Source organism: Reyranella sp., from assembly GCF_017305915.1.
Classification (GTDB): Bacteria; Pseudomonadota; Alphaproteobacteria; order Reyranellales; family Reyranellaceae; genus Reyranella.
In genome coordinates, this window is record NZ_JAFKJN010000016.1 from 300,439 (window position 1) to 324,558 (window position 24,120).

At 67.9% G+C, this 24,120-nt stretch carries 20 protein-coding genes; 12 read left to right on the forward strand and 8 right to left on the reverse strand.

Features of this window, described 5'->3' with window-relative positions; translation table 11 throughout:
- Nucleotides 1-142 precede the first annotated feature (142 nt).
- The 12 genes from J0J01_RS15935 (at nt 143) to J0J01_RS15990 (ending at nt 15,427) form a co-directional block, all read left to right on the forward strand.
- Nucleotides 143-694: a hypothetical protein gene (locus J0J01_RS15935; RefSeq protein WP_296382236.1), complete on the forward strand. Its 552-nt coding sequence runs from the start codon at nt 143-145 to the stop codon at nt 692-694.
- Nucleotides 695-773: 79 nt separating this feature from the next.
- Nucleotides 774-1,517, forward strand: a complete 744-nt coding sequence (locus J0J01_RS15940) for a response regulator transcription factor (RefSeq protein WP_296382238.1) — start codon at nt 774-776, stop codon at nt 1,515-1,517.
- A gap of 121 nt (nt 1,518-1,638) precedes the next feature.
- Entirely contained in the window at nt 1,639-3,030 is a 1,392-nt protein-coding gene (locus J0J01_RS15945; protein WP_296382240.1) for an ATP-binding protein, read from the forward strand.
- Between the two features lie 147 nt (nt 3,031-3,177).
- Nucleotides 3,178-4,650: a mannose-1-phosphate guanylyltransferase/mannose-6-phosphate isomerase gene (locus tag J0J01_RS15950; RefSeq protein ID WP_296382242.1), complete on the forward strand. Its 1,473-nt coding sequence runs from the start codon at nt 3,178-3,180 to the stop codon at nt 4,648-4,650.
- A 30-nt stretch (nt 4,651-4,680) separates the two neighbouring features.
- Nucleotides 4,681-5,304 carry a polysaccharide biosynthesis/export family protein gene (locus J0J01_RS15955; protein WP_296382244.1) on the forward strand — a complete coding sequence of 208 codons (624 nt, stop codon included), beginning with the start codon at nt 4,681-4,683 and terminating at the stop codon, nt 5,302-5,304.
- Between the two features lie 37 nt (nt 5,305-5,341).
- Nucleotides 5,342-7,663 (forward strand): polysaccharide biosynthesis tyrosine autokinase, encoded by a 2,322-nt coding sequence (locus J0J01_RS15960; protein ID WP_296382246.1) that lies wholly within the window; start codon nt 5,342-5,344, stop codon nt 7,661-7,663.
- Nucleotides 7,663-8,880 carry a glycosyltransferase gene (locus J0J01_RS15965; RefSeq protein ID WP_296382248.1) on the forward strand — a complete coding sequence of 406 codons (1,218 nt, stop codon included), beginning with the start codon at nt 7,663-7,665 and terminating at the stop codon, nt 8,878-8,880. Before J0J01_RS15960 ends, J0J01_RS15965 begins: the two co-directional genes overlap by 1 nt.
- Nucleotides 8,858-10,078 (forward strand): glycosyltransferase, encoded by a 1,221-nt coding sequence (locus J0J01_RS15970; RefSeq protein WP_296382250.1) that lies wholly within the window; start codon nt 8,858-8,860, stop codon nt 10,076-10,078. Before J0J01_RS15965 ends, J0J01_RS15970 begins: the two co-directional genes overlap by 23 nt.
- An 82-nt stretch (nt 10,079-10,160) precedes the next feature.
- A complete protein-coding gene (locus J0J01_RS15975; protein ID WP_296382251.1) occupies nt 10,161-11,573 on the forward strand; it encodes an undecaprenyl-phosphate glucose phosphotransferase in 1,413 nt (470 codons plus the stop codon).
- A gap of 16 nt (nt 11,574-11,589) precedes the next feature.
- Complete coding sequence (locus J0J01_RS15980) at nt 11,590-12,789, forward strand: glycosyltransferase (protein ID WP_296382254.1); 1,200 nt, start codon at nt 11,590-11,592, stop codon at nt 12,787-12,789.
- Nucleotides 12,786-14,165, forward strand: a complete 1,380-nt coding sequence (locus J0J01_RS15985) for an O-antigen ligase family protein (RefSeq protein WP_296382256.1) — start codon at nt 12,786-12,788, stop codon at nt 14,163-14,165. The genes J0J01_RS15980 and J0J01_RS15985 overlap by 4 nt, the downstream gene beginning before the upstream one ends.
- Nucleotides 14,162-15,427, forward strand: coding sequence for a right-handed parallel beta-helix repeat-containing protein (locus tag J0J01_RS15990; protein WP_296382258.1), 1,266 nt, complete (start codon nt 14,162-14,164; stop codon nt 15,425-15,427). The genes J0J01_RS15985 and J0J01_RS15990 overlap by 4 nt, the downstream gene beginning before the upstream one ends.
- A 201-nt stretch (nt 15,428-15,628) precedes the next feature.
- On the opposite strand, the gene J0J01_RS15995 is transcribed toward J0J01_RS15990, so the two are convergent.
- The 8 genes from J0J01_RS15995 to J0J01_RS16030 all read right to left on the reverse strand — a co-directional run bounded on the left by J0J01_RS15995 (nt 15,629) and on the right by J0J01_RS16030 (nt 24,116).
- The gene (locus J0J01_RS15995) at nt 15,629-16,843 is read right to left on the reverse strand and encodes an MFS transporter (protein WP_296382260.1); all 1,215 of its coding nucleotides are present in this window, start codon (nt 16,841-16,843) and stop codon (nt 15,629-15,631) included.
- A 7-nt stretch (nt 16,844-16,850) separates the two neighbouring features.
- A complete protein-coding gene (locus tag J0J01_RS16000; RefSeq protein WP_296382263.1) occupies nt 16,851-18,023 on the reverse strand; it encodes an MFS transporter in 1,173 nt (390 codons plus the stop codon).
- Nucleotides 18,024-18,069: 46 nt separating this feature from the next.
- Entirely contained in the window at nt 18,070-18,861 is a 792-nt protein-coding gene (locus J0J01_RS16005) for an arsenite methyltransferase (protein ID WP_296382265.1), read from the reverse strand.
- Nucleotides 18,862-18,925: 64 nt separating this feature from the next.
- Entirely contained in the window at nt 18,926-20,338 is a 1,413-nt protein-coding gene (locus tag J0J01_RS16010) for an NAD(P)-binding domain-containing protein (protein WP_296382266.1), read from the reverse strand.
- Between the two features lie 49 nt (nt 20,339-20,387).
- The gene (locus J0J01_RS16015; RefSeq protein WP_296382268.1) at nt 20,388-20,717 is read right to left on the reverse strand and encodes a metalloregulator ArsR/SmtB family transcription factor; all 330 of its coding nucleotides are present in this window, start codon (nt 20,715-20,717) and stop codon (nt 20,388-20,390) included.
- Between the two features lie 62 nt (nt 20,718-20,779).
- Entirely contained in the window at nt 20,780-21,823 is a 1,044-nt protein-coding gene (gene arsB, locus J0J01_RS16020) for an ACR3 family arsenite efflux transporter (RefSeq protein ID WP_296382270.1), read from the reverse strand.
- Between the two features lie 2 nt (nt 21,824-21,825).
- Complete coding sequence (gene arsJ / locus J0J01_RS16025) at nt 21,826-23,073, reverse strand: organoarsenical effux MFS transporter ArsJ (protein WP_296382273.1); 1,248 nt, start codon at nt 23,071-23,073, stop codon at nt 21,826-21,828.
- Nucleotides 23,070-24,116, reverse strand: coding sequence for an ArsJ-associated glyceraldehyde-3-phosphate dehydrogenase (locus tag J0J01_RS16030; protein WP_296382275.1), 1,047 nt, complete (start codon nt 24,114-24,116; stop codon nt 23,070-23,072). Before J0J01_RS16030 ends, arsJ begins: the two co-directional genes overlap by 4 nt.
- Between the last annotated feature and the right edge of the window lie 4 nt (nt 24,117-24,120).

The following is a 24,120-nucleotide window of genomic DNA, read 5'->3' on the forward strand; positions in this document are numbered from 1 at the left end:
CCGGGAAATCCGCGGGCAAACATCGGCCACGGGGACGATACCCCGGGGGCCAGTCGCGGCCTGCGGCGTGTTGGCCAGCGGCCATCACATCTCGCAACCGCGATACGGGCATATCGTTCACTTGGCTGGATTCTCTCCGGGGATGGCGATGCTGAAAAAGAGTCTGTACCGTCAGACCCTGGTCTTGGGCCTTTTCCTCCTTTCAGGATGCGAGCTGACGCAAGGTGCGCAGCGCGACTTCAACCGTCTGGTCCACGGCAGTCCCTTCCAGACCGCTTCGTCCGGCCGCTCTACCCACACCCAACAGGCCTCTTCTTCATCGTCGCGGCAAACCCCAGCCGCTGCTGCAGCAGCGAAGACCACCGACAGCAAACCCGACCTCAAGGCCGACCCGCAGCAAGAGCAAGCGGCGGCCAGCATCCCGGCACCGTCCGTCCCCGCGGCGCCGGTCACACTCGTGGGCAAGAGCGAGGGCCAGGTACGCGCCATGCTCGGTCCACCAACAAGCGTGGAGGAACGCGCCCCAGGAAAGACCTGGCACTACCGGGATGGTCGATGCAGCGTCGACGTCCAGCTGTATCCAGACGTCCAGACGCGGCAGTTCGGAACCCTTGCGTACGAGGTAAAGAGCGATGACAACTCCGATGAAGGAAAGCGCGACTGCCTGGCCCGCCTCCGCTCCCGCGCCCAGTGATCGGATTGAACGCGATCGCGTCGACCAGGGCCGGGTTGAACGTGACCGGGTCGAAGCCAATCGCGTCGAGGGCGATCCCATGGACGGCGTCGATGATCGCATCCGCCTCATCCTCGTCGACGACGACGACGACTTCCGCGAGGCTGCGTCGGCCGAGCTTAACGATCTTGGCTTCGCGGTCGAGAGCTTCGCCGACGGCCAGAGCATGCTTTCCTCCGTCGCCAACGGCACCACCGCCGACGTGATCGTGCTCGACTGGGGCCTGCCCTCGATCTCCGGCATCGACCTGCTGCCCCGGCTGCGCCGCGAGGGCATCCAGCTGCCCGTGGTGTTCCTTACCGGCCGCAGCTCGCAGCATCACGAGCACCTCGCCTTCGACCGCGGCGCGCTCGACTTCGTCGACAAGGCGCGCGGCGTGCCGATCCTCGCCAAGCGCATCCGCGTCATCGTCGATACGACCAAGCGGCCCAAGGCGCTCGAGGTCGACGAGATCCTGCATTGCGGCCGGCTGATGCTGAAGCCGCGCGTCAGCCGCGCCTACTGGGACGAGGCCGACGTCAACCTGACGCTCACCGAGTTCAACATCGTGCGGTTACTCGCGTCGAATGTCGGCAACCACGTGACCTATCGCGCGGTGTACGACTGCATGCACCACGTGGGCTTCATCGCCGGGAGCGGAGAGAATGGCTACCGAACAAACGTCCGTTCGTCGATCAAGCGCATTCGAAACAAGTTCCGACTCGTCGACCGAGAGTTCTCCGAGATCGAGAATTATCCCTCATTCGGTTACCGCTGGGGAAAGCCCAAGGACGCCGCAGCGTAGCTGGCTCGATTCGGCGAGGCGCCTCGGCGCCTCGCTCACCCTCAAGCTGGTCGGCCTGGTCGGCATTTTCATCGCGCTGCCGATCGTCCTCTACAGCCAGTTCGAGAGCGCCGACAGGCAGATGCGCGATCTCGTCACCCGTGCCATCCAGGACCGCAGCAAGCTGATCGGCCACGCGCTCGCCCCGGTGCTGCGCACCGTCGAGCCGGGCAACGACGCCACGCTCAATGCCGAGCTCGCCAAGTTCGCGAGCGACGGCACGGTGCTCAAGCTGATGCTGCAGCCGTCCTCGCCGACGGGCGAGGCGCAGCAGGACGCCGGCTTCTTCTTCGTCGCCTCGGCGCCGTCGATCCGCGCCGACGAGGTGGCGCCGGAGCTCGACGAGCTGTCACGCCGCGGCATCCTGAAGCGCCTCAGCGACGCCTGCATGGGCGATGCCTCAGAGGAGCTGCGCTACCGCCAGCCCAACGGCACCGTCGAACTCCTGACCTCGATCATCCCGATCAAGACGGTGCGCGGCTGCTGGGTGCTGACCTCGACGCACACCACCAGCGAGTTCCTCAACACCTCGATCGGCCGGCCCTACTGGGAGACCCGCGCCGTGAGGGTCGCCGCGGGCATCTACCTGGTGCTCGCCATCCTCGCCGTGCTGGCCGCGGTCAGCATCTTCCTCAGCCTGCGCCGCTTCCGCGAGGTCGCCGACGAGATCGGCCAGGGCCGCATCGGCGACTACGCTTTCTCGCAACGCAACATCGTCCCCGAGCTGTCGAGCGTCGCGCGCGACTTCGACAAGCTGGTGCTCGACCTCAAGCATTTGTCGCAGGAGATCCGGCAATCGGCCGAGGACAACGCCCATTCCTTCAAGACGCCGCTCGCCGCCATCCAGTCATCGCTGTCACCGGTACGCAGGTCGGTACCGTTGGAGGACCAGCGCGCGCGGCGGGCGCTCGAGATCATCGATTCGTCGCTGGCCCGCCTGCTCGCCCTGGTCAACGCCGCCCAGCGCTTCGACAACAGCACGGTCGACCTGATCGAGGCGCCGCGCGTTCCGACCAACCTGACGCAACTGGTGGGTGAGGCGACGCTCGCCGTGCGCGAGATCATGGCCGGCCGCGACATCCGCCTGATCCGCCGGCTCGACGACGCCGTGATCGTACGCTCGGCCAAGGGCATGTTCGAGACGGTGCTGCAGAACGTCCTCGAGAACGCCATCAGCTTCTCTCCGCGCGGCGCCACCATCATCATCACCCTGACCCAGGACCACGAGACGGTCGAGCTGCAGGTCGACGACGAGGGCCCCGGCATCCCCACCGACAAGATCGAGCGCATCTTCGAGCGCTACTTCTCGTCGCGCCCCAACCAGCCGACCGAGGCCGGCAAGCCGCCACATTCCGGCCTTGGACTCTGGATCGTCCGGCGCAATGTCGAGGCGCTGGGCGGCGAAGTGCGCGCCTCCAACCGCATCGGCGGCGGGCTGTCGATCGCGATCGTCCTGCCACGCAACGGCGATTGATGGCGGCTGCATTTGCACAACCTCTCGACCGCGTGAAAGTGCGCGAAAGATCGGCAAAACGGTCACTAAACCGCCACTTGCCGCTGCACCTGCGAAACACACTTTGATCACTGGCCGCTACAAGGGTGCATCCATAGCTTCGCCGCCATGGACGCACTCACCGACACCGACCTTGCGAAGTTCCAGCAACAGGGTTCGGCGCAGATCCATCCTGTCATCCTGTCTGGAGGTGCGGGCACGCGCCTCTGGCCGTTGTCGCGTGCGGCCTATCCCAAGCAGCTCCTGCCGCTGGTCTCCGAACGCACGCTCCTGCAGGAGACGGCCGCGCGCAACCTGAGCGACGTCGGCTTCGCGGCGCCGCTGCTGGTCTGCAACGAAGAGCATCGCTTCCTGGTCGACGAGCAGCTGCGCCAGGTCGGCATCGAGCCGCAGGCGATCCTGCTCGAACCGCTGGCGCGCAACACCGGCCCGGCGATCGGCGCCGCCGCGCTGTGGCTGCTGGCGCGCGATCCCGACGCGCTGATGCTAGTGCAGCCCAGCGACCATGTCGTCGCCAACACCGAAGCCTTCCATCGCGCCGTCATGCAGGGCCTTGCCGCCGCGCATGCCGGCCGCCTCGTCACCTTCGGCATCAAGCCGACGCGGCCCGACACCGGCTATGGCTACATCCAGAGCGGCGCGGCGCTGGCCGCCGCCGACGGCGTGCTGTCGGTCGATCGCTTCGTCGAGAAGCCCGACCGCGCCACCGCCGAGCGCTTCCTCGCCGACGGCAACTTCGTGTGGAACAGCGGCATCTTCCTCCTCTCGGCGCGCGCCTTCCTCGACGAGCTGGCGCGCATCAACCCGGCGATGCTGGCGGCCTGCGAGCGCGCCGTGCAGGCCGGCGAGGAGGATCTCGCCTTCTTCCGGCTCGATCGCGCTGCCTTCGCCGAGGCGCCGTCCCTGTCGATCGACCATGCGGTGATGGAGCATACCAACCGCGCCGCCGTGGTACCGGTCGACATGGCGTGGAGCGACGTCGGCTCCTGGCACGCGCTGCGCGAGATCGGCAACGCCGACGAAGCCGGCAACGTGCTGCAGGGCGACGTGCTCGCCGAGAAGGTCAGCAACTCCTACATCCGCAGCAGCGAGGGCCGGCTGGTCGCCGCGGTCGGCCTCGACAACGTGGTGATCGTCGCCACCGACGATGCCGTGCTGGTCGCCAACGCCGACGACGCGGCGCAGGTCTCGGGCCTGGTCCAGACGCTGAGGAAGCGCAACCGCTCGGAACCCGACCAGCACACCACGGGTTATCGGCCATGGGGCAACTACCGCACCGTCGATGCCGGCGACCGCTTCCAGGTCAAGCGCATCACCGTCAAGCCGGGCGGCAAGCTCAGCCTGCAGAAGCACTATCACCGCGCCGAGCACTGGGTCGTGGTCCACGGCACGGCGATCGTGCAGCGTGGCGAGGAACGCATGATCGTGCGCGAGAACGAGTCGGTCTACATCCCGATCGGCACGGAGCATCGCCTGGAGAACCCGGGCAAGCTGCCGTTGCAACTGATCGAGGTGCAGTCGGGCCCGTATCTGGGGGAGGACGACATCGTACGCGTGGCCGACAGCTACGGCCGCGCGTGAAACCAGCAAGGAGGCCCAGGAGGAATCACCATGTCGGCTAACCTCACTTTCGTTGCCAAGTTCCTGCGCGGCGGCATTGTCGCCGCATTGCTCGCTCTCGGCGCCTGCGGCGACGGCGACCGCACGCCGATCGTCTCCGACGCGTCGGGCGGCCAGGCCCTCAGCCTGACGGCGACCGGCGGCCGCGGCACGTCGTCCGACTATCGGCTCGGCCCGAACGACCGCACCCGCATCATCGTGTTCGGCCAGCCGACGCTGACCGGCGAGTTCCAGCTCGACGGCAACGGCGTGCTCGCCTATCCGCTGATCGGCAACGTCGATGCCCGCGGCATGACGCCTTCGGAGCTGCAGCAGACCATCGCGCAGCGCCTCGACAAGGACTGGGTGCACAATCCCAGCGTCAGCGTCGAAGTCTCGACCCGCCGTCCATTCTACGTCATCGGCGAGGTGCAGAAGCCCGGCAGCTATCCTTATGTCACCGACATGAGCGTGCTGAACGCGATCGCCACGGCCGGCGGCCAGACCTATCGCGCCAACATGGCCGACTTCTACATCAAGCGGAAGCAGGACGGCCGCGTCGTCCGCGTCCAGGCGACACAGGAAAGTCTCCTGCAGCCCGGCGACACCGTCGTCGTCAAGGAACGTTACTTCTGAGCATTCGACCGACGCCCCTCTGACCTCGATGGTCCACATGCCCGACGATTATCCCCGTCTGCCGCAGCGCCGCCCGGCGCTGCGGTCCGTGCCCTCCACCGAGCGCTACCTGCCCGCTGCTCCGGCACCGGTCGCGGCACGCCCGATCGCGCAGCCGGACGAGAGCCTGGCCGAGACCCTGCGCAAGCTGTGGCGGCGGCGGAAGATGATCGCGGCCATGACCATCCTGCTGGGCGGCACCGCGGCGGCCATCGCCTGGTCGATGCCGTCCTACTACTCCGCCGAGGCGCGCGTGCTGGTCGGCGTGCAGTCGCCTCGGGTGATGAACACCGAGGCGATCATCACCGACACCAGCCCCGACGCCGAGCGGGTGCAGAACGAGGGCTTCGTGCTGCAGTCGCGCACGCTGGCCAAGATGGTGATCGACAAGCTCAATCTCGCCGAGAACGCTTCGTTCAATCCCGAGCTGCGCAAGCCGAGCCTCTGGTCGCGCATCTTCGACGTCGAGAAGATCCTGCCGTCCGAGATCAACGACTGGCTGAAGAAGCTGAAGACGAGCAAGCCGGCCGAGGGCAAGGTCCGGCCGATCGCCGACAACAGCCTCAGCCCGAAAGAAAACCAGCTGATCGACTTCTTCCTGTCCAAGGTCGACGTCTCGACGCTCGGGCGCAGCCATGTGCTGAGCGTCAAGGCCGACGCCCTCGATGCCGTCACCGCGGCCACGATGGCCAACACGCTCGCCGACACCTATCTCGACTACCAGCGCAAGGACAAGGTCGCGCAGATGGACCGGGTCGACAAGTTCCTGATGGGACGCGTCGCCGAACTGCGCGAGCAGGTCAAGAAGTCCGACCAGGCGGTCGAGGACTATCGCCGCCAGCACGGCCTCTACAAGGGCTCGGGCACCAACGGCAGCGTGACTGCCCAGCAACTGACCGAGCTCAACACCCAGCTGATCGCGGCGCAGACCTCCAAGGCCGAGGCCGAGTCGCGGCTCAACGAGGCGCAGCACATGAAGCAGTCGGCGGTCGGCAGCAGGGACACCGTGCCTGAGGTGCTGCGCTCGCCGCTGATCTCGCAGCTCAAGGCGCAGCAGGCCGATGCCGAGCGCAAGGCGGCCGAGATGGCGTCGATGTACGGCGACAAGCACCCGCTGCTGCGCGCCGCCCGTGCCGAGGCGGGCAGCGCCGCCTCCCGCGTCGGCACCGAGGTCGCCCGGACCGTCGAAGGCCTGCAGCGCGACGCCCGCGCCGCCGACGCCCGCTACCAGGCGCTGAAGGACAACTTCGAGAAGCTGAAGCAGCAGATGGGCGTGGTGAACGACGATTCGATCGGCCTCGAGGCGCTCGAGCGCGACACCACGGTCAACCGCAACCTGCTCGAGGCGATGCTCAACCGCGCCAAGCAGGCGACCGGCGCCGAGGAGATCCTGCAGGCCAACGCCAAGCTGGTCTCGCCGGCGGCGCCGCCGCAGGCCCCCGCCTATCCGCCCAAGCCGCTGATCGCCTTCCTGGGCGGCGTCGGCGGCCTGCTGCTGGGCTGCGCCATCGCCCTGATGAAGGAAAGCGGCGACGCCTCGTTTCGCCGCGCCGACCAGGTCGAGACCGTGACCGGCCTGCCCGTGCTCGCCATGGTGCCGCAGGTCAAGGGCCGCACGCCGCCCGCCATGCAGGTGCTGCGCGAGCCGACCTCGACCTACAGCGAGTCGCTGCGCCGCATCCAGATCGGCGTCGAGCTCTCCGAATCGCAGGAATCGCCCAAGACCATCCTGTTCAGCTCGGCGACGCCGTCGGAGGGCAAGTCGGTGATGGTGGCCTCGCTCGCCCGCCTGATGGGCAGCAACGGCCGGCGCGTGCTGGTGATCGACTGCGACTGGCGCAGCCCGCGCCAGCACCAGATCTTCCGGTGCCCGATCGGCGACGGCCTGGCCGGCCTGCTCGGCGACAAGGCGGTGGTGCTCGACGACATCCTGCATCACGACGCGATCTCCGGCGTCGACGTGCTGACCGCCGGCAACTGGAGCCCGCGCCAGGCGTATCTGCTCTCCTCGCCGCGCATGCGTCAGATGCTGGAGGCGCTGGCGCCGCACTACGACCACATCCTGCTCGACACCGCGCCGGCGCTGGTCACGGCCGACGTGCTCGCCCTGTCGCGGCTGGTCGACAAGGTGGTGTTCGTGGTGCGCTGGGCGCAGACCCGCCAGGACGCCGCGATCGAGGCGCTGAAGCAGATCATCGACGCCCAGGGCGACGTGGCCGGCGTGGTGCTGTCGCGGGTCGTGCCGCGGCAATACAAGCAGTACGGCCATCGCGACCCGTTCTACGAATACTCGCGGCCGATCAAGGCGAGCTTCGGCTGATGTCGGAGCCCTCGCCGATACTCTTCGTCACCCGCTACTTCTGGCCCGAGCTGATCGGCTCCGCCCCCTTCACCAGCGATATCGCCGAGTGGCTGGCAAAGGAGGGCCGCCGGATGACCGTGCTGAGCGGACTGCCGCACTATCCGGGCACCACGGTGTTCCCGGCTTACCAAGGTCGGCGTGTCCCCTACGAGACGATGGGCGGCGTGACGATCGAGCGCGTGCGCTCCGGGCCGCCGCGGAGCACCTCGGCGGTGGGCCGCATCCTGAACGAGGCGGACTTCATGCTGCGCGGGCTGTGGGCGCTGCTGAGCGGCCGCATCAAGCGCCATCCGATGGTGCTGGCGCTCTGCCCGTCGATCCTGTGCGTGGCGTTGGCGCTGATGGCGCGGCGGCGCGACGGCTCGGTGATCGCCATCGTCCACGACATCCAGTCGGGCCTGGCCCAGCAGCTGGGCATGAACGGCGGCCGCATGGCCACTCTGATGCGCTGGGTCGAGCGCACGGTGCTGAACCGCGTCGACCTGGTGGTCGTGCTGTCGCAGGAGATGAAGGACCAGCTGCGCGGCATCGGCGTCACCGTGCCGATCGACGTCGTGCCGCTGTGGGTCGACACCGATCAGATCCAGCCGGCGGAGCCCGCGGCGCGGCCCGCGGTCAAGGTCCTCTACAGCGGCAATCTCGGCCGCAAGCAGGGGCTCGGCCAGGTCGTCGCCATGGCCGAGGCGCTGGCCGTCCGGCGGCCGGAGATCGAGATCGTGCTGCGCGGCAACGGCAACCAGGCGCAGGAGCTGATCGCCGAGATCGAGAAGCGGCACCTCGACAACGTACGGCTGGCCGAGCTGCAGCCCAACGAGGCGCTAGGGACCGCGCTCGCCGCCGGCGACATCCATCTCGTGCCGCAGAATCCGCAGGCCGCTTCCTTCGCCGTGCCGTCCAAGGTCTACAACATCATGGCCGTCGGCCGGCCGTTCGTGGCGACGGCGCTGCCCGACAGCACGCTGTGGCTCCTGCAGAAGCAGAGCGGCGCCTTCCTCTGCGTGCCGCCGAACGAGCCCTCGAGCTTCGCCGAGGCGGTGCTGAAGCTCGCCGACGACCCGCATCTGCGGGCCGAGCTCGGCCGGCGCGGCCGCGAGTTCGTCGAGCAGCACTACGCCAAGCCGCTGATCCTCAGCGCCTTCTCGAGTCGGCTGGATGCCCTGGTCGCCCAGCGATAATTCCGCCGGACCGCGCAAGGTCCTGGTCTTCGAGCCCGACGCCGAAGGTCATTCCCAGGAGTGGCTGGAGCACCTGATCGTCTTCGCCGCCGAGCGCGCCGACCTGTCGCTCGCCGTGCTGGTGCCGCAGCCGTTGTTCGAGCCGTTGAAGCGTGCAGTACCACTCGGTGCGCTCGGCCGCATCCGCATCCTCGCCCTCACCCCGCGCGAGCGGGCGCGCTGCGTCATGAAGCCGTTCACCATGGCGGCGTTGGCGCGCTGGTGGACGATGCGCCGCTACCTGGAGCAGACCGGCGCCGACCAGGGCTTCTTCCTCGGCCTCGATTTCCTCGCCCTGCCGCTCGCCTTCGGGCTCGGCGCCGGCGGCAAGGGCCTGTCGGGCATCCTGTTCCGGCCGTCGGTGCACTACGGCGACATCGGCCCCTATGCGCCGAGCCGCGGCGAGCGCCTGCGCGACCTGCGCAAGACGATCCTCTACCGCGCCATGCTGCGCAATCCGGCGCTCGAGCGCGTGCTGTCGCTCGATCCGTTCTTCCCCGTCCACGCGCGGGCCCACTATCGCGGCGGCGAGAAGGTCGCGGCCCTGCCCGATCCCACTCATCCGCGCATCGAGCAGCGCACCAACCACGTCCCGGCCGCCTTCCCCGCCGGCCGCACCGGCTTCCTGCTGTTCGGCTACCTCGCCGAGCGCAAGGGACCGCTGGTCGTGCTCGACGCCCTGCGCCAGCTTGCGCCCGAGATCGCGGCACGCACCGCCGTGCTGTTCGCGGGCCGCGTCGATCCCGCGCTGGGATCGGCGATCGAGGAGCGGCGCGCGGCGCTCGAGCGCGAGCAGCCCGGCCTGTGGCTGCGCATCGACGATCGGCGGCTGGACAGTGGCGAGCTTGCGGCCCTGGTGCGGCAAAGCGATGTCGTGCTGGCGCCCTACCAGCGTTTCGTCGGCTCGAGCGGCGTGCTGCTGTGGGCCGCGCTCAACGGCCGGCCGGTCCTTGCACAAAACTATGGCCTGGTCGGGCGACTGACTCGCGAGCATCGACTCGGCCTCTCGGTCGATGCCTGCGCGCCGGCTGAAGTCGCGCGCGAGATGACGCGCATGGTGAGCGACGGACCGGCGCGCTTCTTCGATCCCGAATCAGCCGAACGCTTTGCTTCGGCACAGACTCCGCAGCGCTTCGCCTCGCTTGTGCTTTCGGTGTGACCAAGCGCCAAGTCTTTGTTTGATCACACCACTTTGGGTTCGGACGGCCGATAGTTGGCGGCAAAAGGAGCGTTTTCCCCTCATGCGCCAACGTCGTCTCAGAACGATCTCCGAATCGATCGTCAAGCATCTCATCGCCGGCATCGATGCCGCGGCGCTGCTCGGCGCCGGCGTCGCCGCGATGCACTGGGATGCCGGCGGCGTCGACTGGCATCTCGCCGGCCTAGTCGTGCTGCTCGGCACGGTGCTGGCGCTGAACTTCCTCCATCTCTTCGGCGCCTATCGCTTCGACAGCTTCGCGCGCATCGAGGTCGCGGTCGGCCGCGTGCTGCTCGGCTGGCTGTGCGCCTTCGGCGTGTTGTTCCTGGCGACGCGCCTGTTCGAGCCGGTCAACGCCGCCGATGGGCCGTGGGCCGCCGCCTGGTTTTCCGCCGCCTTCGCCGCGATGGGCACCACGCGCTTCGCGTTGTGGCATCGCATGCGCGCCTGGAGCCGTGCCGGACGGCTCGGCGAGCGCGTGGCGATCGTCGGTGCGGGCCCCGTCGCGCAGCGCCTGCTGCGCAGCCTCGCGGCGCGGCCGTCGGACCTGCGTGTCGTCGGCGTCTACGACGACGAGGCCGAGAACCTGCCGCGCGCCTGCATGGGCTATCCGATCCGCGGCACCGTCGACGATCTCGTCACCGAAGCGCGCGAGCAGCACATCGACACCGTGATCGTGGCGCTGCCGCTCGCCGAGGACCGCGAGCTGGTCGAGACGCTGAACCGCCTCTGCATGGTGCCGGTGCATGTCCGGCTGTGTCCCGACGCCTTCGGGCTGCGGCTCGGCCAGGTCCAGGCGAGCTGCCTTGCCGGCCACACTTTCCTCAACGTCGTCGACCGGCCCCTGTGCGGCTGGCAGGCGATCGCCAAGGAGCTCGAGGACCGCGTGCTGGGCGCGCTGATCCTGAGCCTGATCGCGCCGTTGATGCTGGCGATCGCGCTGATGATCAAGCTCGACAGCCCGGGGCCGGTGCTGTTCCGCCAGAAGCGCTACGGCTTCAACAACCAGCTGATCGAGGTCTTCAAGTTCCGCAGCATGTACACCCACATGACGGACGCCGACGCCCAGCAGCTGACGCAGCGCAACGATCCGCGCATCACCCGGCTGGGGGCGTTCCTGCGCCGCACCAGCCTCGACGAACTTCCGCAGTTCCTGAACGTTGTACGGGGCGAGATGTCGATCGTGGGGCCGAGGCCGCATGCGATGGCCGCCAAGGCGGGTTCGCTGCTCTATCAGGAAGCCGTGAAGTACTACGACGCCCGCCACCGGGTGAAACCCGGCATCACCGGCTGGGCCCAGGTCAACGGCTGGAGAGGCGAGACCGACACCGTCGAGCAAATCAGGAAGCGCGTCGAGCATGACCTTTACTACATCGAGCATTGGTCGATCCTCCTCGACCTCAAGATCATCGTCCGCACGGTCTGCGGCGGCTTCGCCGGCCAGCACGCGTTCTGAGCCCGGCCGGCCGCCGATGCGCTGCCTGTGGCTCACGCTCGCGGACCCCGAGCCGCGCCACAACGGCCAGTACGTCTATTCGGGCGGGTTGATCGATTCGGTGGCGGCGACCGGCAGCGAGATCGCCGTGCTCGGCCTGCGCCGCCCCGACTCGCCGCCGCGCCACAACGGCAACGGCTGCGACGCGCATGTCGAATGGCGCCTGCCCGGCGAGCCGCTCGACCCGCTGCAGTCGCGCTGGGGCAGCCTCGCCTCGATCCTGCCGCACACCGCCTATCGCTGTCGCACCGCGGCGATGCGCCACGGCCTGCACGAGCTGCTCGAGCAGGGCGGCTGGGACGGCATCGTGTTCGACGGCATCTCGGTCGGCTGGGCGCTGGCGCCGGTCCAGGAGTTCTATGCCGGCCGCGGCGAGCGGCCGCGGCTGGTCTACGTGTCGCACAATCACGAGGAGAGCCTGCGCCAGCAGGTCGCCGACAGCCAGCGCGAGTTCTTCCGCCGTCAGGCGGTGCGGCTCGACGCCGCCAAGGTGTCGCGGCTCGAGCGCGACCTCGTCGACCAGGTCGACTTCGTCACCGCGATCACGCCCGAGGATCTCGAGCTCTACCAGCACCGCCGCGGCAACAAGCCGATGGGCGTGCTGACGCCGGGCTATCGCGGCCGCAAGCTCGGCGAGCGCCGGCTCGGCGCCGAGCTGCCGCGCCGTGCCGCGATCGTCGGCAGCTTCGACTGGATCGCCAAGCGCATGAACCTCGAGGAGTTCGTCGAGGTTGCCGATCCGCTGTTCGCCGCCGCCGGTGCCGAGCTGATGGCGGTCGGCATGGCCGAGGAGAAGTTCCTCGAGCGACTGCGTCATCGCACCCGCGCCAGCGCCTTCACCGGCACCGTGCCCGACGTCACGCACTACATGGACCAGGCGCGCATCGCCATCGTGCCCGAGCGCAACGGCGGCGGCTTCAAGCTCAAGGTGCTGGAGTACGTCTTCAACCGCCTGCCGGTGTTCGCGCTGCGCGGCTCGTTCGCCGGCGTGCCGCTGGTCCACGGCGAGAGCGTGATGCTCTACGACGACCACGAGGCGCTGGCCCGCGGCGTGCTCGACACGATCGACGACCTCGACCGGCTGAACGCCCTGCAGGAGCGCGCCTTCGCCGCCTGCCGCGACCGCTTCGACTGGGCGAGCCGCGGTCATCAGATCCTGTCGGTGATCACCTCATGAGCGACACCTACGCCCCCTCCTACACGGCATCGACCTTCCGGCCGCAGCGGCTCGACGCGATCGACTGCGCGCTGGTCATCCTGTTCCTGCTCGGCCTCTATCTCGGCCTGGCGCTGCAGGTCACCGAGAAGGTGCCGCTGACCTGCGCGCCGTCGGGCTTCGCCGGCCTGTGGATGCTGTGGCGGCGGCGCGATGATATCCGCCAGAGCCATCTCGCCGGGCTGATGCTGGTGCTGCTGGTCTATATCGGCTCGATCATGTCGGCCCAGGCCATCAACTACCTGGGCAAGCGCACCACCGGCCTGCTGCAGCTCACCTACTCGCTGATGATCGCCTACGGCATGTTCCTCACCCTGGTGCGCGCCGACCGCCGCCAGGTCGCGGCCATCCTGCTCTCCTTCTGCCTCGCCATCATCACCGGCTGCATGCTCGAGACCTGGGCCGGCCTGCGCCCGGTCAGCGATTTCGTGCGCGCCAAGCTCTACAACACCGACTACGTCTACGACGCCGACATCCGCGACGAGATCCTGTACGGCAAGGTGCGGCCCAAGCTGTTCACGTCGGAGCCGTCGGCGGTGACCTTCGCCTACACCCACTATTGCGCGGTGTGGCTGGCGGTGAGCCCGTGGCGCTACAAGTACCTGGTCTATGCCGGCCTGCTCGGGCTGGCGATCATCGTGCTGCCCGGCCCGACCCTGATGCTGATGCTGCTGCTCGCCGTCCCTTACTGCCTGTTCCTGGCGGGCGGCGCGCGACGCACCTCGCCCTCCCGCATGGTCGGCGCCCTCGTGATCTCGGCCGTCATCGTCATCGTCGCCTATGCCGGCGGCAAGATGCTGTTCGCCGAGCGCCTGAACGAGCTGCAGGCCGGCAAGGACGCCAGCTTCTTCTACCGTTTCACCGGGCCGATGCTGGTCGCCTTCGACATGTTCAGGCATCACCCGTGGGCCGGCTCCGGCCTGACCGGCGAGCCGTTCATCGCCGACCGCGTGCTCGAGGTCTTCATGAACTCGGCGTCGTTCTCGTCGGCCTGGCGCATTCCCAAGGTCGCCGACGTGCTGACCAACTTCTTCTGGCTGCACTGGATCTATCTCGGCGCGGTGTGGGGCGTGATCGTGATCGTGACGCTGAGCCTGTGGCTCAGGATGCTGGGTGCGGCGAGCATCCTCTACTGCTGGGCGATCTGGTCGGTGCTCGGCCAGGCCTCGGGCTCCTATGTCGGCCCGAAGACCTGGGCGGTGCTCCTGATCGGCGCCGCGACCGGCATCCTGGTCATCCGGCCCAGCGAGCGGGCGGCGCCGGTCGAGACGGCGCCCGCCGGGCCGCTGCTGCGGCCGATGCGACCACGCCTGCGGCTGGTGGAGGGCCGATCATGACGACCGACAACGCTCGCCGCCTGATGCTCGGGCTGGGCGCCGGCGCGCTGGCGCTTTCTGCCCTGCCAACCCGCGAACCGGCGGCACAGCAGGCGCGGCCGCCGGAGCGCCGGATGCTGTCGGCCGCCGCCTACGGCAGCAAGGGCGACGGCACCAGCGACGACACCGCGGCGCTGCAATCGGCGCTCGACGCCGCCTTCGCGCCGAACGGCCCCGGCTTCCTCGAGATCCCGCCCGGCACCTATCGCATCAGCCGCACGCTGCGCATCGGCGCGGCCAAGGGCGAGACCCGCGACATCACCCGCCATCACGGCATCCTGGCGCACGGCGCGCGGATCCAATCGGCGATCCAGGACGGCTCCAACGTGCTGCAGCTGGTCTGCCGCTCGACCATGCGCTTCCTGACCATCGAGGGCCTCGACATCCTGGGCGGCGGCCGCGAGGGCCACGGCCTCTACATCGAGTGCGAGGAGCAGGAGCACTATCTCTACAATTTCTGCCTGCGCGACCTCGTCGTGCAGGGCGTCGGCGGCGACGGCCTGCGCCTGATCGGCAACGTGTTCGAGGGCCAGCTGATCAACGTCTACCTGCGCGACAACAAGAAGAACGGCGCGAGCTTCGCTCATGGCTCCAAGGCCGGCATCCTGTCGGCCATCCACGTCTTCGGCTCGGTGTTCGGCCAGAACGGCCAGTACGGCGCGGCGATGGTGCACGGCTGCTACGACGTCTCCTTCCACGGCTGCTACTTCCTGCTCAACGGCAAGGAGGGGCTGGTGGCGGAGAACGGCTGCACGCTGCTCTCCAACTGCGGCTTCGAGAACAACCACGAGAGCGCGCCCGACTTCGCCAAGGGCGGCTCGGGCATCTTCCTGCAGAACTTCGGCACGCTGATCGGCTGCACCGCCTACTCGATGTTCAAGCAGAACCGGCTGATCCAGGCCTATGTGGTGAGCCAGCTCGCCATGATCGGCTGCACCGGCTCGGGCGACGGCGGCGCTAGGGCTGCGGGCCTCGCCCGCATCGGCGGCGAGAAGAAGGCGCGCGCGGTGGTGATGTCCTGCCAGGGCGCGGTCGAGTACATGAACGGCTTCGAGGCGCTCGAGATCGGAGCCAGCGGCCAGGGCGGCGTGCGCCTCGCCTCGAGCTGGCAGAGCCCCAACCTGCTGCAGCTCGGCGACTACCGGCTGTGGGTCGACAAGTCGGGTAAGCTCCGGCTCAAGAATGGCGTGCCCCGCTCCGACGACGACGGCTCGTCGACCTAGCGGACATTCCGGTTGTCCGGCATCAGCGGACGGAATCCGGCCAACGCCGGACACCTCCGATGCCGATTCCATAAGAGTCTTCTCGAGAATCCGGGAATCCGGCCCCACCCCCCAGGCCGGACGCCGGCGGACGCGGCGGACTCGAGACTGCAATTGGTTCTCTCTGCACGGAACGCTGAGATAGACGAAAGTTTCTTTCTGTCAGCCCGTACGATCGCCTTCGAGCTCGCGCGGCCGCAGGAGCGAGAACGCAATCAGCGCCAACGCCATCAGCGCGGCGATCACCAGGAACGACAGGCCCCATCCGATCGGCGACATGCCGCCCGAGAGGTCGAGCGTCCAGCCGATCGCCAGCGGACCGACGAAGCCGCCGGCGTAGCCCAGCATCGAATGCACCGCGAGCGTGGCGCCGCGGCGCGCCGGATCGGCCGAGCCGGCGGCGCCCGCCGTGAGCGACGAGGAATCGAGCCAGATGATCATGCCGTAGAGCACGATCAGCCCGACCGCGATCCAGTAGCTGCCGGCGCCGGCGAAGCCGATCATGGCGCCGACGACGATCGACAGCGCCATCGCCACCTGCACCAGCCGGCGGCGGCCGAAGCGGATCGAGGCCTCGTTGCCGGCCACGCTGGTCAGGGTGCCGAGCAGGCCGAGCACGGCGATCACGACCGCGGGCGACAGCAGGCCGCTCGCCAGCCCGCTGCCCGCCGCCACCCAGGTCAGGAAGGCGACGCCCCAGCCGCGCAGCGCGTTCATCTCCAGCGTGTGCACGCAATAGGCCAGCGAGTAGGCGAAGGCCGAGCGGTTGCGCAGCACCGGGCGAAAGTCGAACAGCTTGCCCGGCTGCGCGGACTTCGCCGGCGGCGGCCGGCCGGGCACCGCCAGCGCCACCGTGAGCCAGGCGATCGCCGCGGTGAGCCCGGCGCTGGCAAAAGCGAGCCGCCAGCCGAAGGCCTGCGCCAGCAGCTCGCCCAGCACGTAGGACGCGGCACCCGAGATGCCGATGCTGGCGGCGTGGCCGGTGACCGCGCGCGACATCATCTTGGCGTCGACCTGGTCGGCGAGCAGCTTCAGCCCGGTCATGTAGGTGCCCGCCCAGCCGATTCCGGCCAGCCCGCGCAGCAGCAGCGCCGACCAGAAGCCGTCCGCCCAGGCGCCGAAGGCGACGTGCGCCACCGCCGTGCAACCGACGCCGAACAGATAGACGCGCTTGGCGTCGATGCGGTCGGTCAGCGTCACCAGCAGCGGCACCGAGATCATGTAGGTGGCGTAGAAGGCCGAGGTGATCCAGCCCGCCTCGCTGTTGCTGAGCGACCAGCGGCCCATCAGCTCGGGCAGCAGCACCGGCCAGTAGCCGGCACCGAGCTGCACGAAGACCTGTGCGGCGCAGACGATGGCGACAAGGCGGGCGGCCATCCGGCGGTCAGTCGGCATGAGCCTCCGCATAGGTCGCGGGCTTCCGCACGAGGCAAAGCGCACAGAAGGCGGACAGGCAGAGTCCCGCCGACACGAGCAGCACGTTGCCGCCCAGCCAATCGATCAGGAACGAAAAGCCCAACGGAGCTGCCGCCGACAGGAAACGGGACGGCATTCCAAGGATGCCGAGCCGGTAACCGTAATTCTCCGGCCCGAAAATGGCCAACGGCACGGTTCCGCGCGCGATCGTCAGGATGCCATTGCCCGAGCCGTGAAGGACGGCGAAAGCGCTGGCCGCGACCCCACCGCCCGCCGCCAGGATGACGGCGGCTCCAATGGGATGCGTGAACGTCGCGAGCCGCGCCGAAACCACGGGATGGAAGCGGGCGAGAAAACTCGCCTCCAGAATTCGGGCGCCGACCTGGGCGGGACCGATCAACGCGCCCGCGGCAATGGCTTGAGCGTGCGAAGCGCCAGTCGCCTCCAGGATGCGCGGGAAGTGCGCCGCCATACCCGCGGTGACGATCCATGCGGCCGCGAACGCGAAGGCCAGGAGGATCATCGGCCGGTCTATCGGCACCGGCTTGTCCATCGCCTTCTTGTCCTCGGCCGTCACGGCCGGCCGCGGCAATGCCCAATAGTTGAGCGGCAAGGCGATGAAGAGATGCAGCGCCGCCCAGACAAGGCAGGTGTCGCGCCAGCCGATGGTGGCAGCACCCCACGATGTCAGCGGCCAGCCGACCGTGCTGGCGAAGCCCGCGAGCAGCGTGATGCCGGTGATCGCGCCGCGCGCGTTGGTGCCATAGATGCGCCCGAGCACTGCAAAGGCGGCATCGTAGAGGCCGAAGCCCATGGCCACGCCGAGCACCAGCCAGGCCGCAATCAGCATCGGCAAGGAATGCGCGAACGCCAGCAACCCCAGGCCGGCCGCAAACAGGACATTGGACCCGGCGAGCATGCGGTTGCCGCCGCCGGCATCGCTCATGCGGCCCATGCGCGGCCCGAGCAGCGCCGAGATGATCAGCGAGACGGAGAAGATGCCGAACAGCCAGTTGGTCGACACACCGGTGTCGTGGGCGATCGCGTCAGCGAGGACCGCCGGCAGGTAGTAGCTCGACGCCCAGGCGAGGGTTTGCGTCGAGCCCAGGACGATTATGGTGAACAGACGACCTTTGTTCATCAACAGACCGACGCCACTATTGCACGCTCATGCATTGCGAGTATGGTCAGCTGGTCGGCTTCCATCCTTCGATAGCTGCCGAGGCGACGTACTTCTCGACGCCGCGACCGGGAGCCCAGGTCGCGATGAGGTCCCGGCTCTCAGGATGCACAGTTACGCGGATGGCGGTGAAGCCAGCGTCCGCAAGCCAGGTTTCGATCTGATGTGGAGGTGCCGCACCCACGACGCACCCGCAAATCAAAGTCGAATCGCAGGCGAGCTCGGGTGCCAGCGGCGCGGTGTTCACCACGTCAGATATTGCCAGGCGACCGCCCGGCTTGAGCACGCGGAAAGCCTCACGGAAGACCTGCGCCTTGTCCGGCACGAGATTGATGACACAATTCGACAGGATGACATCCGCCGTGTTGTCAGCGATGGGCAGGTGCTCGATTTCACCGAGACGAAACTCGACGTTGCCAGCCCCCACTTTCACTGCGTTCGCGCGCGCCTTGGCCAGCATTTCGTGTGTCATGTCCACGCCAATGACATGCCCCTGCGGGCCGACCTGCTTAGCCGCCAGAAAGCAATCGATGCCCGCGCCACTACCCAGATCGACGACGACTTCGCCGGGCTTCATTTCTGCAATGGCCTGCGGATTGCCGCAGCCCAGTCCAAGATTTGCGTCGTCAGGCACGCCAGCAAGCTCCTCATTCGAGTAGCCCATTTGCTGTGACTTTTCACCGAGCGTCTTCGAGCTCGATCCGTCGCAACAGGACGGCGCGCAAGTGCCTGAAGAGGTACCCGCGGCGATATTGCCGTATCTCGCTCGAATCAGCGCTTTGACCTGGGTGGCATCCATGGATCTGTCCTCTCTTCGCCTCTGATAGGTTGCCGGGACTGGTCTCGGGACGGCAAGACGCACGTTACGAGTTGCAGCCGCAGCCCACCTTGCCTTCTTCCTTGGCTTTGACGTCGGCGACGCAGCATCCGCTCACGGTGGCCGGTTCGGTCGGTTTCGGCGCCGGTCCACCGCAGCAGCCGGCGGCCGCTTCGGCCTCGGTCGGGGCAACGGTCGGTCCCGGACCCGAGCAGACACCGGTTTCCGGCAGCACCAGCTCGACCTTGGCAGCAGCCTCATGGTCGCCGGCGATCTCGGCTACGATCGAGCGCACCTGCTCGTAGCCGGTCATCATCAAGAACGTCGGCGCCCGCCCGTAGCTCTTCATGCCGGCGAGATAGAAGCCGGGCTCGGGCTGGGCGAGCTCGCGCGCACCGTGCGGCCGCACCGTGCCGCAGCTATGGATGTTGGGATCGATCAGCGGCGCCAGCGCAGCCGGACTCTCGACTGCGGGATCGAGCGACAGCCTGATCTCGCGCAGGAAGTCGAGTTGCGGTCGGAAGCCGGTGGCGACCACCAGCTCATCGACGGTGACCGAGCGACAGCACTGCGCCTTGCCGGTGGCAACGCGCAGCCGAGCACCGTCGCCCGCGATGTACGAGACCTTGAACCCCGCCTCGACGCGGATCTTGCCGCCGACGACGAGCGCCGCGAACGCCGCGCCCAGCGCGCCGCGTGCCGAGAGCTTGTCGTTGGCGCCACCGCCGAACGCCTTCTCCGGCTTGTCGCCGCGCGGCAGCCAGATGACCTCGGTCGCCGGCGCCTCTTCCTTCAGCCGCACCAGCTCGATCAGTGTGCCGATCGCCGAATGGCCGGCACCGAGCACCGCCACCGTCTTGCCCGCGTAGCGCGTGCGCTCGCGGCCGAACACGTCAGGCATGCCGTAGGCGATCTGCGGGTGATCGGCGTCCTCGCCGATCGCCGGCAGGCCATCGACACCGGCAGGATTGGGCGAGAACCAGGTCCCGGTCGCATCGATCACGGCGTCGGCCTCGAGCTGCTCCGGGCCCTTGCCGTTCTGGTAGCGGACGGTGAAGGGCTCGAAGGCGCGGCCATTGCTTTTCATCTTGTCAAAGCCGGCGCGGCCGACCGCGGTGATGCGGCTCGAGGTCTTGATGCGGTCCTTCAGCACCGTGCGCGTGGCCAGCGGTTCGAGGTAGCGGTCGACCAGCTCCTCGCCGGCCGGATACTCGCAGCCGACCGGGGCGTTCCAGCCGGTCGCCCTGAGCAACCGCTCCGCCGCCTTGTCGATGTTGTATTCCCACGGCGAGAACATGCGGACATGCCCCCACTGACGCACCGCGTGAGCGGCGTGCGGTCCCGCCTCCAGCACGACCGGTTCCAGCCCGCGTTCCAGGGCATGGGCGGCGGCGGCGAGACCGACGGGACCGGCGCCGAGGATGGCGACCGTCTTCTTGGGGCTGAGTGCGTCCGGCATGGCTTTCTCCTATCCTACTAGAATCATCGAAATATCAAGGCAAAAAAACTCAGGCAGCCTTGAACAATTTCGCCAAGCCGCCCGGCGCGCAGGTCCCTTCGACACAGCATTCTTCCAGCATGTACTCGATCAGGCCGCGCATCATCGGGTAGTTGGTGTGGCAGATCAGCGTCGTGCCCTCGCGGGTCTGGGTCACCAGACCGACGCCGACCAGCGTCTTGAGATGATGCGACAGGGTCGAGGCGGCGATGTCGAGGCGTTCCTGAAGCTTGCCGACTGCCATCCCCTCCTCGCCGGCACGCACCAGCGTGCGGTAGATGCGGAGCCGGGTCGGGTTGCCCAGGGCTTCCAGGCGGACAGCGGCGTCATCGAGCTTCATGCACTTCAAGATAGTCGCGCGCGCGCCGTTGTCAACGGTATTTCTAGAATGTTCGAAATAGTTCAGGCCCGGCGCACCACCGCGTCGCCGTCCTCGTACCAGCGCTTGCTGGCGTTTGCGATGCGGACCACCGTCAGCATGACCGGCACCTCGATCAGCACGCCCACGACCGTGGCGAGAGTCGCGCCCGACGAGAAGCCGAAGATGCTGATGGCGGCGGCCACGGCCAGCTCGAAGAAATTGCTGGCGCCGATCAAGGCCGAGGGGGCGGCGACGCAATGCGCCTCGCCCGACAGCCGGTTGAGCACATAAGCGAGGCCCGCGTTGAAATAGACCTGAATCAGGATCGGCACGGCGAGCAGCGCGATCGTGAGCGGCTGGCCGAGAATCTGATCGCCCTGGAAACCGAACAGCAGGACCAACGTAGCGAGCAGCGCTACCAAAGAGATCGGTTGCAAGCGCTTCAGCAGCTTCGCGAGCCCTTGCGTGCCCCCGCCTTTCAGCACGGCAGCCCGCACGACCTGCGCCAGGACCACCGGCACGACGATATAGAGGCCGACCGACAGCAGCAGCGTCTCCCAGGGCACGGTGATCGCCGAGAGGCCGAGCAGCAGGGCAACGATCGGCGCGAAGGCGAACACCATGATGGTGTCGTTGAGCGCCACCTGCGTCAGCGTGAAGTCCGGCTCGCCGTCCGTCAGGTTGCTCCACACGAACACCATCGCCGTGCAGGGTGCCGCGGCCAGCAGGATGAGCCCCGCGATGTAGCTGTCGATCTGGCCGGGCGGCAGCCAGGGGCGGAACAGATGGCCGATGAAGAACCAGCCGAGCAGCGCCATCGAGAACGGCTTGACCGCCCAGTTGATGAACAGGGTGACGCCGATGCCGCGCCAGTGCCGTCCGACCTGACCGATCGCGGCGAAGTCGACCTTGAGAAGCATCGGGATGATCATCAGCCAGATCAGCACGGCGACCGGCAGGTTGACGTGTGCGAGCTCGGCGCTGCCGACGGCATGGAAGAGACCGGGGAACAGGTGACCGAGGGCGACGCCGGCGACGATGCAGAGAGCGACCCAGAGCGTGAGATAGCGTTCGAAGAGCGACATTTTCACCGCAGAGCAGGCTGATGGTTCGACGGCGCGACCGATGCGTCGCGAAGCGGCAGCAGGAACGTGATGCCCCAGCACAGCAGAAGCATGGCCGCCGCTCCCACAAGGCAGGCGACGATGCCGCCGGTCTGATAGAGCGCGCCCGACAGCAGGATGCCGATCAACCGGCCGGCCGCGTTGGCGGCATAGTAGAAGCCGACATCCTCCGCCGCCTTTTCAGAGCCCGCGTAGGCGAGAATCAGGTAGGAGTGCAGCGAGGAATTGACGGCAAACGGCACGCCGAAGATTGCCAGGCCGGTCACCAAGACGATGTCGGGCCGCCACAGAAGCGGCTCGCGCAGCATCAGCGCCAGGAAGACCGGCACCGCAAACAGCAAACCGGCCCACACCCGGGCGTAGGGGATTTCCCTGCTGAGCCCGTCGGCACTACGAGCGACCAGCGACGGCGCCACAGCCTGGATCAGGCCGTAGCCGATCGTCCAGGCGGCGAGGAAGCCACCGACCTCGATGAACTTCCAGCCCGCGGCATAGAGGAAGACCGGCAGGCCGACCATGAACCAGACCTCGCGCGCGCCGAACATGAAGATGCGCGCGGCCGCCAGCAGATTGACGCCGCGCGACTTGGCGAAGAACTCGCGCATGGTCTTGGACGACTTGGCCTTGCCGAGCTGCCGCGGCAGCGAGGCCATCCCGGCAAGGAAGATCACGCCAATGAGGCCGGCCATCAGCCACAACGCGCCCCTGAAGCCCAGCGCTTCGAGCAGCAGGCCGCCGAAGAAGAAGCCGACGCCCTTCATCGCGTTCTTGGAGCCGGTGAAATAGGCGACCCACCTGAAGAGCTGGCCCGAGCCTTCTGCCGACGTCGCTTTGATCGCCGACTTGGACGCGGTCTTGGTGAAGTCCTTGGCGAGGCCCGCAATGCCCTGCGCCGCCACCACCCAGGCGACGGACATCGCCATCGTCCAGCCGGGATCGAGCACGGACAGCATGACCAGGCCCGTCACCTGCAGCCCCTGCCCGATCGCCAGCATGCGCGGGATGCCGTAGCGGGTGGCGAGCCAGCCACCGCTCAGATTGGCGACGATGCCGGCGAACTCGTAGAGCAGGAACAGGAACGCCAGCGTGAACGGCGAGTAGCCGAGCTGGAAGAAATGAAACAGCACCAGCATGCGCAACGCGCCGTCGACCAGGGTGAAGCCCCAGTAGGACGCGGTGACGATCAGGTAGTGCCGGGTGCCCGCGGTCATGACACGCCCGCATCGATCACGATGTTGGCCAGGTCGACCATGCGGCAGACATAGCCGATCTCGTTGTCGTACCACGCATAGACCTTGAGCAGCGTGCCGTCGGTCACCATGGTGCTCGGACCGTCCACGATCGAGCTGCGACTGTCGTTGCAATAGTCCGCCGACACCAGCGGCCGGCTCTCGAAGCCGAGGATGCCCGCGAGTCCGTCGCGGGCAGCGGACGCGAACAGCTCGTTGACCTCGGCCTCGCTGGTCGGACGCTTCAGCTCGAACACGCAGTCGGTCAGGCTGGCGTTGAGAACTGGCGCGCGCACGGCATGCCCGTTCAGCTTGCCCTTCAGTTCCGGATAGATCAGCGCAATCGCGGTCGCACTGCCGGTCGTCGTCGGCGACAGCGACGTCATCGCCGAACGGGCGCGCCGCAGGTCCTTGTGCGGCGCATCGACCACGACGTTGGTGTTGGTAGGGTCGTGGATCGTCGTGATCTGCCCGTGCCTGATGCCGATCGCTTCGTGCACGACCTTGACCACCGGCGCCAGGCAGTTGGTCGTGCACGAGGCCGCCGTCAGGAGCCTGTGCCGGCCGGGATCGTACAAGCCGTCGTTGACACCGACGACGACATTGAGCGCGCTATCGTCCTTCACCGGAGCGGCGACGATCACCCGCTTCACGCCACGGTCGAAATACGGCTGCAGCTCCACAGGCTTCAGGAACTTGCCGGTGCATTCGAGAACGATGTCGCAGCCGAGATCGCCCCACGGCACGCTGCCGGGCAGCGCATGCGCGCTGAAGCCCATTGACTTGTTTTCGATCCAGATCGTCCGATCGTCCTCGACGCCGAACGAGCCGTGCCAACGGCCGTGCGTGCTGTCGAACTCAAGCAGATGCGCCGTCGCCGCCGCCCCGCCCTTGATCTCGTTCAGGTGCACGACGTCGAGTCGATTGTCGGCCTGCGGATCGCCCGCCACACGAGACACCGCGCCCATCGCCGCGCGCAGAGCCAGCCGCCCCATGCGGCCCATGCCGTTGATACCGACGCGCATCGCC